At 61.8% G+C, this 9,672-nt stretch carries 11 protein-coding genes; 7 read left to right on the forward strand and 4 right to left on the reverse strand.

Annotation, left to right across the window (positions count from 1 at the left end; genetic code table 11):
- The first annotated feature begins 139 nt into the window (after positions 1-139).
- Positions 140-898 (forward strand): SDR family oxidoreductase, encoded by a 759-nt coding sequence (locus C8K44_RS10310; RefSeq protein WP_109575678.1) that lies wholly within the window; start codon positions 140-142, stop codon positions 896-898.
- 9 nt (positions 899-907) lie between these two features.
- On the opposite strand, the gene C8K44_RS10315 is transcribed toward C8K44_RS10310, so the two are convergent.
- The gene (locus C8K44_RS10315) at positions 908-2,107 is read right to left on the reverse strand and encodes an MFS transporter (RefSeq protein WP_245417444.1); all 1,200 of its coding nucleotides are present in this window, start codon (positions 2,105-2,107) and stop codon (positions 908-910) included.
- Between the two features lie 110 nt (positions 2,108-2,217).
- Complete coding sequence (locus C8K44_RS10320; RefSeq protein ID WP_109575679.1) at positions 2,218-3,045, reverse strand: AraC family transcriptional regulator; 828 nt, start codon at positions 3,043-3,045, stop codon at positions 2,218-2,220.
- Between the two features lie 91 nt (positions 3,046-3,136).
- Between C8K44_RS10320 and C8K44_RS10325 the strand changes: the two genes are divergently transcribed.
- Positions 3,137-3,547, forward strand: coding sequence for a DUF2000 domain-containing protein (locus tag C8K44_RS10325; protein ID WP_245417439.1), 411 nt, complete (start codon positions 3,137-3,139; stop codon positions 3,545-3,547).
- A 50-nt stretch (positions 3,548-3,597) separates the two neighbouring features.
- On the opposite strand, the gene C8K44_RS10330 is transcribed toward C8K44_RS10325, so the two are convergent.
- Positions 3,598-4,782 carry a cellulase family glycosylhydrolase gene (locus C8K44_RS10330; protein WP_109575680.1) on the reverse strand — a complete coding sequence of 395 codons (1,185 nt, stop codon included), beginning with the start codon at positions 4,780-4,782 and terminating at the stop codon, positions 3,598-3,600.
- A gap of 241 nt (positions 4,783-5,023) precedes the next feature.
- Between C8K44_RS10330 and rpsU the strand changes: the two genes are divergently transcribed.
- From rpsU to C8K44_RS10345, 3 genes are all read left to right on the forward strand, one after another.
- The gene (gene rpsU, locus C8K44_RS10335; protein ID WP_067958156.1) at positions 5,024-5,290 is read left to right on the forward strand and encodes a 30S ribosomal protein S21; all 267 of its coding nucleotides are present in this window, start codon (positions 5,024-5,026) and stop codon (positions 5,288-5,290) included.
- A gap of 137 nt (positions 5,291-5,427) precedes the next feature.
- Entirely contained in the window at positions 5,428-6,276 is an 849-nt protein-coding gene (locus tag C8K44_RS10340; protein WP_109575681.1) for a tetratricopeptide repeat protein, read from the forward strand.
- A gap of 107 nt (positions 6,277-6,383) precedes the next feature.
- Entirely contained in the window at positions 6,384-6,995 is a 612-nt protein-coding gene (locus C8K44_RS10345; protein ID WP_245417440.1) for an NAD(P)H-dependent oxidoreductase, read from the forward strand.
- Between the two features lie 123 nt (positions 6,996-7,118).
- Here the strand turns inward: C8K44_RS10345 and C8K44_RS10350 are convergent, their stop codons facing one another.
- On the reverse strand, positions 7,119-7,613 hold the full coding sequence (locus C8K44_RS10350) for a DUF2165 domain-containing protein (protein WP_109575682.1): 495 nt from the start codon (positions 7,611-7,613) through the stop codon (positions 7,119-7,121).
- A gap of 429 nt (positions 7,614-8,042) precedes the next feature.
- Here C8K44_RS10350 and C8K44_RS10355 point away from each other — a divergent pair, with 429 nt between their 5' ends.
- Complete coding sequence (locus C8K44_RS10355) at positions 8,043-8,519, forward strand: DUF992 domain-containing protein (RefSeq protein WP_109575683.1); 477 nt, start codon at positions 8,043-8,045, stop codon at positions 8,517-8,519.
- A gap of 409 nt (positions 8,520-8,928) precedes the next feature.
- Positions 8,929-9,561 (forward strand): LysE family translocator, encoded by a 633-nt coding sequence (locus tag C8K44_RS10360; protein WP_109575684.1) that lies wholly within the window; start codon positions 8,929-8,931, stop codon positions 9,559-9,561.
- Positions 9,562-9,672: the final 111 nt, after the last annotated feature.

The following is a 9,672-nucleotide window of genomic DNA, read 5'->3' on the forward strand; positions in this document are numbered from 1 at the left end:
CACTGTTTGCGACGGCGCCTGCCGTTTTGCGCCGCCGGCTCGTGCGGCGTGTATCGGGTGGCGGGCGATCCGGCGAATTGCGAGTGATGCGACCAGGCCAGCGGATGCCCATTGGCTGAACGTGCATGGAGCAAGAACGATGTTTGGATTGAACGGAAAAGTGGCGATCATCACCGGGGCTAGCTCGGGAATTGGCCGCGCAACGGCAAGGCTGTTTGCCGACCAGGGTGCCAAGGTGGTGCTTGCGGGGCGACGGGCAGCCGAACTCGATGCGGTTGCGGCAGAAATAGCCATGACTGGCAGCGAAGCGGTAACGCTCAACGGAGACGTCAAGGACGAGGCCTTCGCGCGAGAACTTGTCGAGCTGGCAGTTGGTGAATTCGGTGGGCTCGACATAGCCTTCAACAATGTCGGCCTGGTCGGCGAAATGGGTCCCATCACCGAGCTTTCGCTCGCAAGCTGGAACGACGCGGTGGAAACAAACCTCACCAGCGCCTATCTCGGCGCCAAATACCAGCTGCCGGCTATGCTTGAGCGCGGAGGCGGTTCGCTGATATTCACCTCCACCTTCGTTGGTCATACGGTCGGCATGCCGGGCATGGCCGCCTATGCCGCGTCTAAGGCAGGCTTGATCGGCCTGACCCAGGTGCTGGCTGCGGAATATGGCTCGCAGGGCATCCGCGTGAACGCGCTGCTGCCCGGCGGCACCGACACGCCAATGGCAACGTTCAAGACGGCCGACGAGCGCAAATTCGTCGAAGGGCTGCACGCCCTGAAACGTATTGCCCAGCCCGAAGAAATCGCGCGCTCGGCCCTCTATCTTGCCTCCGAAGCGTCAAGCTTCACCACCGGCGCGGCCTTGCTCGCCGATGGTGGAGTTTCGATCAATCGGCTCTGATCGAGTGCCTCAGGCCGCGCCGAGGCGCGCGGCCTTCATGTTGGGCAGGAAGATCGTCAGCAGGCCCAGCATCGGCAGGAACGAGCAGAGCTTGAAGACGTATTCGATGCCCCGCGCGTCGGCCACCACACCCAGCACGGCGGCGGCAATGCCGCCGATGCCGAAGGCGAAGCCGAAGAAGATGCCGGCGATGAGGCCCACACGTCCCGGCACCAGCTCCTGCGCGAAGACGACGATCGCCGAGAAGGCGGATGCCAGAATCAGGCCGATGAGCACGGTCAGTACCTTGGTCCAGAACAGGTCGGCATAGGGCAGCATCAGCGTGAACGGCAACACGCCGAGGATCGAGAACCAGATCACCGTCTTGGCGCCGAAGCGGTCGCCGATCGGGCCGCCGAGGAAGGTACCGAGTGCGGCTGAGCCGAGGAAAAGGAACAACAGGTACTGCGATTCCTGCACCGATACGCCGAAGCGCTCGATGACGTAGAAGGTGTAATAGCTCGACAGGCTGGCAGTGTAGGCCTGCTTGGAGCAAACGAGGATGGCGAGCACCACGAGCGCGCTCATGACCTTCTTGCGCGGCAGCGGGTTGAACAGCGTCGGCGCCGCGCGCTTGGCGCTGCTGACGATGTGGCGGCTGTACCAGAAGCTGACGCGGATCAGCACGACGATGCCGACCATCGCGCCGATCGAGAACCAGGCGATACCGCCCTGCCCCAATGGAATGACGATGAAAGCGGCGAGCAGCGGCCCGAGCGCCGAGCCGAAATTGCCACCGACCTGGAACAGCGACTGCGCCAGGCCGAAGCGGCCGCCCGAGGCAAGGCGAGCCACGCGCGAGGATTCAGGATGGAAGATTGCCGAGCCGAGGCCGACGAAGGCAGAGCCGACAAGCAGCATCGAATAGCTGTGGGCGAAGGCCAGCGTCAGGAGGCCGATCAATGTCAGGCACATGCCGACGGGCAGCGAAAACGGCAGCGGCTTCTTGTCTGTGTACATGCCGATGACTGGCTGCAGCAGCGACGCCGTAACCTGGAAGGTCGTGGTCAGGAGGCCGATCTGCCAGAAATCGAGATGATAGTCGTTCTTCAGCATCGGATAGAGCGACGAGATCAGCGACTGCATGACGTCGTTGAGGAAATGGCTGAAGCTGACCGCGAGAAGGATCGCCAGCACCGTGCCATCGGCGGAAGACGAACGGGCAGGCATGGCGGTATCAGTCACGGCATAACTCCGGGCGCATTTCAAGGGACAGGCTGACATAGACCCGCGCGGCGCGGCTTTCATGGTGCACGCTGCGGTACTGTACGGTCCAGTAGTCAGCCCCTGTTGGCGCCCGCCAGGGCTGCGAAGCGGCCCGGCGTGATGCCGAAGCGGGCACGGAAATGACGCGTCATATGGCTCTGGTCGGCGAAGCCCGACGCCGCCGCAGCTTCGGCAAGCCCCTCGCCCGCTGCCATGCGCGAGCGCGCGTTCGCCAGCCTGCGCCCGACGAGATAGCGGTGCGGCGAGGTGCCAAGGAGCCGGCGGAAAGCGCGGGAAAGTTCGAAGCGATCGAGGCCGGTGACGCGCTCGAGGTCGTCGGAGGTTACCGTCCGGTCGAACTCCTCGGCAAGAAACGAGCGTGCCTTCGCCACCTGCTCCATCGGCATCGATGCAGCATGCACCGGCCCGGCGTCGTCGCCGCGCCGGGCAAGATGGGCGGCGACATCGGCTATGAAGGCATCGGCGTGCAGCGGCTCCATAGCGTTGGGAAAATCGGAGAAGGCATCGCCGATCAGCGCGGCGAGTTGGGCATCGCGCTCGACCACGCCAGGCACGAAGGGCAGCAGGCTTTCGCGCCCGAGTGCCCGGCAGATCAGCCAGGGCTCGATGTAGAGCATGCGGTAGGAAAAGCCCTCGGGCGCCCCGGCATGGCCGTCATGGACCTCGTCGGGGTGGATGACCATGCATTCGTCCTTGACGCTGACCCGGTCGCTGCCGCGATAGCGGAAGGCCTGCGCGCCAGACAGCGTGTGGCCGACGGCATAGGTCTCGTGGCGATGCGGGTCGTAGGCATGGCCGCCGAAACGCGCGACGAGGCGCTGCAGCCCGTGGACCGGTTCGTCGGTGGCAATGAAGTCCTTGGTCTTCAAAACGGGATTCATCAAAGCTGTTCCGCGCTGCCTTCGGCGCAAATGTCATGGGCCTTGCACAAACGTTCAAGACCTTTGGCGCCCGGGACGGCTAGATCGGCGCATGATGTACCCGACAAAGACCGCCCTCATCCTCCTCGACGAACTCGCCGCCTGGCAGAAGGTGAATGTCGCAGCCTTCCTGACCGGCGGGCTGATGCACGGCTATCCGGAAATGGCCGGCGAACCCTATCGCGACGGTAACAACAATTTCTACCTCGCCATGATCCGCGAGCCGGTCTTCGTCTATGGCGCCGACAGCAGCACGATCAGGCGCACCTATGAGCGGGCGCGCTCGCGCGGCATGGCGTTCTCGATCTACACGCGGCCGCTGTTCGTCACGAGCAACGATGCCGACAACCGGGCATCCGTTGCAGCTACCCCCGCGGCCGAACTTGACATCGTCGGGCTCGGCCTGCACGGCGAACGCAAGTTAGTCGACAAGATCGTCAACGGCCTGAAGTTTTTGGCCTAGGGCAATCCCGGTAGACTCGTTTTCCGACCGGGATTGCGTTGAGAGACAGCCTACTTGCCGGCCGCCAGCCGCCTGGAGATCGGCTCGAACTCGGTCGTCGACTTGCGCTTGACCGGATCGGGCTCGTTGTTATCCATCGCTTCCCAGTACTTCCAGTTCACCTTGCCGGCACCGAGCTCGTAGTCCATGCCGTCCCAGGCGTCCTCGCGGAAGCTGTAGAAGGCCCAGTGCAGTTTGTCCTCGTCGAGGTTTGTCAGGACGTCCTCGAGATACTGCTTGCAAAACGGCAGGCGACGCATGCATCCGAACTCGCCTGCTACGACACGGTTGCGGGCGATGCCGCGGCTGTCGGCCCACTCGACCGGCTGGTCGAGATAGGCCCTGACCCGCTCGGCGTCCCATTTTTCCTCGCCCTCGCCATAAGGCACTTTTCCCGGATACCTGTATGGCTTCTCGCGCTTCATGTTGGGCGCGCTGGTGGCAGCATACGGCTCGTACATATGGAATGAGTAGAGCACGCGCTCATCGGTGAGCTTGGCCGGCCAGTAGGAAAACGCGTCTGCGGCAGCATACCAGCCGGCATCGGCCATGACCGGCGTTGCTGGATCGACCTCGCGGATCGCCTTGATCACGGTCTGGTAGAACTCAGGCAAGTCGCGGGCGCTGCCGGCATTGTTGGTGTACCAGGATCGCATTTCGGCGATTGACGCGTGCTCGGCGAGCCCGCCCTCTTTTTCCGGCGCCGGCTCGTTGACGATGTTGTAGGCCGCGACCGCGGGATGATCCTTCAGTTCGGCGGCAAGATCGCGCCAGAAGGCTGCGGCCTGCTCCCAATAGGCCTTGTCCTGCCACAGGCGGCCATCGAACTTCTTGTCGTTGTTTTGCGCCCAGCGCATGCCTGGCAGCGACAATGGCGCGATCACTACCTTGAGCCCGGCCTTGTCGGCCCGGTCGAGAACCGCCTTGAGCGTCGCGACGTCCGCAGCGACCAGACCCTCGTATTTGTCGACCGTTCCGATCAGGAAGTCGCGCTTCTCCGGCTTCCACTTGTCGTAGGAGAGCCGCACCCAGCTCGCGCCATAGCCGCGCAAGGCGTCGAAATAGGCTTGGGTTGGCGGCAAGCGGTTGAAACTGTTGCCGCCATGCTGGGGCGCATCCCAGAAATGGATGAGATCGGCGGCGTGTGCCTGCGGCGCGGCCGCGGCCAGCGCGAAGGCAACGAGAATCGAACGCATGAGAATTACCTTGCAGATTGGGAACGGGCGTGGGATCGCTTGGTCTCCAACAAATGAGGCTAAAGTGGGCTCCCCTGACGGGCACATTTTAGGTCAACCTCAGGAAATGCGGCCTTTGTGGTGGACAAGCAGACCTGATTCTGCTATCAGCCGCCCACAATTCGCGGTGGAAACCATCGCGGAGGCATCGCGGCTATGGCCGCTAGCCTTAGGATTTCGAACCCGAAAGACAGGATCACACGTGCAGGTACTCGTCCGCGATAACAATGTTGACCAGGCGCTTCGCGCGCTGAAGAAGAAAATGCAGCGCGAAGGCATCTTCCGTGAAATGAAGATGCGCGGTCACTACGAGAAGCCTTCGGAAAAGCGTGCTCGCGAAAAGGCTGAAGCCGTCCGCCGCGCTCGCAAGCTGGCCCGCAAGCGCGCTCAGCGCGAAGGCCTACTGCCCAGCACGCCGCGTCCCGCAGCTGCTGCTGGCGCAGGTGCTGGTGCACGTCCGGCACGTTGATCTGCCAATCTTTGGTCCTTTTCGAAGGATAACGACAAGGTGGGGCGACTAATCATCGCCGCCACCTTTTTGTTTTGTCCGGCTGACCGCCGGACGCAGCACCCACTGCCCGGGACAAAAGCGAGGAACACCCAGCGATGAATGCAGTCATGAGCAACCGCAACTCGCTGCTGCGCGGCGGCGCCATGACAGCCCTTGTGCTTGTCGCCATGGCCGTGGCGGGCTGCCAATCGGGCGGCCCGGCCGGTGAACTGACCCGCATCGACACCGCCCAGGGCTCAAGCGAGAACATCTCCTCGCTGAGTGCGGTGATCTCCTCCAATCCCAATGATCCCGAGGCCTACAATGTGCGCGGTTCGGCCTATGGCCGCAGCGGCAAGTACCGCGAGGCACTTCAGGATTTCGATCGGGCGCTCGAGCTCAACCCGAATTTCTACCAGGCCTATTCGAACCGCGCGCTGATCTACCGCTTCATGGGCAACCAGCCGGCGGCACTCGCCGACTACAACAAGGCGATCCAGCTAAACGCGTCCTACGACGCCGCCTATATCGGCCGCGGCAATCTCTACCGCAAGGCAGGGCGCACGCAGGATGCCTTCAACGATTTCCAAAAGGCGATCGAGCTCGATACAACCGACCCGCGCGCGTACCACAATCGCGGCCTGATCTATCAGCAGCAGGGCCAGCATGCCTTTGCAATCGAGGACTTCTCGAAGGCAATCTCGCTCGCGCCCGACTCGGCCGAGCCCTACAATGGTCGGGGCCTCTCCTATCTCGCCACCAATGACGACGAGAATGCCTTCACAGACTTCAACATGGCGATCAAGCTTGACGGCAAGATCTCGGAGAGCTGGGCAAACCAGGCGCTGATCTATGAGCGCCGCGGCGACAAGGCCAAGGCGGCAAAGGCCTATGCCGAAGCGGTTCGGCTCGACCCGAACTACAAGCCGGCCGTCGACGGGTTGGCACGCACGCGCGGCGTGTGATCCTTTGTAGCGTCCCCACGTCCTGTCGGGGCGCATGAAGACGCTGGCAATATCTTAACTTGTGCATGGTCCTATCCGGAAATCGAACCCGATTTCCGGGCTCAAGCATGAGCGTCAGGCCTGCCGTGAATTGCCTCGTTGTCCTGTCGCACCCGCTGCCCGAAAGCCTCAACCGGCACTTCGCCGATACTGCGATCCAGGAACTCACCAGCGCCGGCCACAAGGTGACGCTGCTTGATCTCTATGCGAAGGGCTTCGACCCGCGCCTCAGCGTTGCCGAACGCGGCTCTTATTATGGCGAGCGCTTCGAGGCTGGGGCGTTGATGAGCCACGCTGCCGCCCTGCGCGAAGCCGAAGTGCTGGTGCTGATCTTCCCGACATGGTGGTTTGGGCTGCCCGCGATGCTGAAAGGCTGGATCGACAGGGTGTTTTCGCCCGGCATCGCTTTCGACCACGCCAGCGATTTCGGCCCGATCCGGCCGCTGCTCTACAAGCTGCGCCATGTCGTTGCCATAACCACCCTTGGCAGCCCCCGGTGGGTCGACCGGCTGGTCATGGGCCGTCCCGTGCGCCGCATCCTGAAATGGGGCGTGTTCAAGGCCTGCGCGCCCAAGGCACGTTTTGCGATGTTGCCCTTTTATGAGGCCGAGAGGCCGCAACAAGATCGTATCGACCGCTTTGCGGTGAGTATCCGAACGCAATTGCGCAAGTTCAAATAAGCTGGACTGGCTTGTCAAATCTTCGCAGCCTTCGGCCAAGAGTTCGACCGGGCCTAGCCTCCAGGCCCGGTCGCCGCCGACCGAACATCGAAGGCGGTTGTGGCTAGTTACGCACTCGCGCCCTCACTCGACTTCACTGTCCGGCAGCACGACATAGATCAGCACGGCGAGGATCGCCGTATAGAACCTGAACGCGGCATCCTGGCCGTTCCAGCTGTCTGACTGCCACATGACAAACCATTGGCCGCCAACCACCATGAAACCGAAAAACCAGACCATGAAGCCGACCCCGGCAGCCGCATGCACCAGATTCTTTGCCTTGTTGAAAGTGGCGGCCGTGCCGTGCCGCGCCCGGAACAACGCCAGCGCACTCTGCGCAAACAACACACAGGCCGCAGCTTCACCAGCGATGATCAGCCAGTAGCCCATATGCCAAAGCGTTTCCGAGGTGATGGCACGGTACATCAACGCGTTGCCGGGAAATGTCGTATCCATACTCAGTACATGCTGAACGAAATTGTAGTTGGATCGGTAGTCGGTGATGTTGTTGAACACTACTAGGAATGTGAACGCGGCCAAGGAAAAGCACATCAAGGTCTTCGAAATTCGAGCAAACATCATTTCCCCAGGTCTTGCTTTGCAACACAGGCTGTCAAGCATTGCGTGCCATCACGCAATGTGATCACAATTTATGATCATAATTAGTGCGCAGTCAAGCGCGCCATCGGGAATGAAGTCTTGACCAAATGAAGCTGTAGCGAACCCCGAACACTTGAACCTCAGCTCCAGCCAACTGGACTGGAACATTTCAACTACTGCGCGGTTGATATCGCTTCATGCCTGAAGGGATTCTCCCAATGAAAAGATGATCCCTCCTCGCCGCTCTCGTGTCGCTCGCAGTTCCAGCGCACGCACAGTTCGGCGCCAAGCTCGGATGCGGGGCTGCACCGTCGAGAGGGGCACCGGCTTCGTAGACGGCAATCTCAGCGGGAACCTTTCAGCGGCTATTCGGTTGATATTTCTTCATGCCCCTGAAAGGAAACCGCCATGAACAAGCTCATCCTCGCAGCAGCGCTTGCCCTTGTACCGCTTTCAGCGCCGGCCCATGCGGATTTCGGCGTCAAGGTGGGACTTCTCACCTGCGTCATCGATGGTGGCGTGGGCTTTGTCATAGGCTCGAGCAAGGACATGCGGTGCACGTTCACTCCCGCCAACCGCAGCGACCCGCAGCAGCTCTATTCGGGGCGCATCAACAAATATGGCGTCGACGTCGGCTTCACCAACGGCGCGGTGCTGCAATGGCTGGTGATGGCGTCGAGCGCCGACGTGCACTCGCCTGCCCTGCTCGCCGGAAATTATGCCGGTGCAAGTGCAGAAGCGACCGCGCTCTTGGGCGTGGGAGCGAATGTGCTGTTCGGCTGGTATCGTTCGGTCGCGCTTCAGCCGATCAGCGTGCAGGGTCAGACAGGCCTTAACGCCGCGTTGGCGGTAGGCGCAATGCAATTGGTAAGCTCGCAGCAATAGGCTCGGTTCGGGAGCCCATATTCGATCATTTGGATTTCGTATTGGCGACCTTGTCGCCTCACGCCGCTTCCATGACGCGGTCGCCAATGCTCTTGGGTTCGCGACCATCGACAATACGCCGACACGTTTCTGCTCGGCCGAAACGCTGGCGAGTCGGTGCCGTTCCTTTGGATCGGCACCGACCAGCCTGCTTTTGGACTGCGCAGCGCCTGACCTCGGCAAGGCCTCTCCGACATTGGGATGCCGGTCCCTCGGGGGCCTGAGGAAATGAACGACTACGCAGCCTATGTGCTCGATCCAAATGGCAACAGCATCGAGGCCGGCTGTCGCAACTGAAACTACTCGCCTGCCCCTGTCCAACTCGTGCAGCAGCAGGCAGCTTCCGGCATCTTACCGCGAGGGGAATTGAATGCCGGAAACTGCGAACCTGATCGCTTTTGCCGCGATCGCCCTCGGCATGGTGCTGACGCCCGGTCCGAACATGGTCTATCTGGTGTCCCGCTCCATCAGCCAGGGTCCCCGGGCCGGGTTGATTTCGCTTGCGGGCGTGGCGCTCGGTTTCGTCATCTACATGCTGCTAGCTGCCTTCGGCATCACAGCGCTGGTTCTGGCGGTGCCATACGCCTATGACGCGATCCGCTTTGCCGGCGCTGCCTATCTTCTGTGGCTCGCCTGGCAGGCCATTCGCCCCGGCGGGCGCTCGCCGTTCCATATCCGCGAACTGCCGAAGGATCGCACGCGCAAACTGTTTGCCATGGGGTTCTTCACCAACCTGCTCAATCCCAAGGTCGCGGTGCTGTATTTGTCGCTGCTGCCCCAGTTCATCGACCCGGCGGCCGGCAGCGTACTGACCCAGCTGCTCATCCTGGGCACGATCCAGATCTGCATCAGCGTCTCGGTCAACGCAATGATCGCGCTGTCTGCAGGCTCGATCTCGCAGTTCCTCGCCCAGAACCCCGTCTGGCTCAAGATCCAGCGCTGGCTGATGGGCACGGTGCTCGCGGGACTTGCGGTGAAGATGGCAACCGAAGCCCAGCGCTGAGTTTCACTTGTTCACTCAAAGAAAAAGCCCGGCGCTGTGGCCGGGCTTTTTTGGAATCAGGCTGTGTCTGGCCTGGCTCAGTGGTCCATGGCCTTGACGATTTCTTCGGTC

Origin of the sequence: Aminobacter sp. AP02 (assembly GCF_003148805.1) — a bacterium.
GTDB lineage: Bacteria > Pseudomonadota > Alphaproteobacteria > Rhizobiales > Rhizobiaceae > Aminobacter.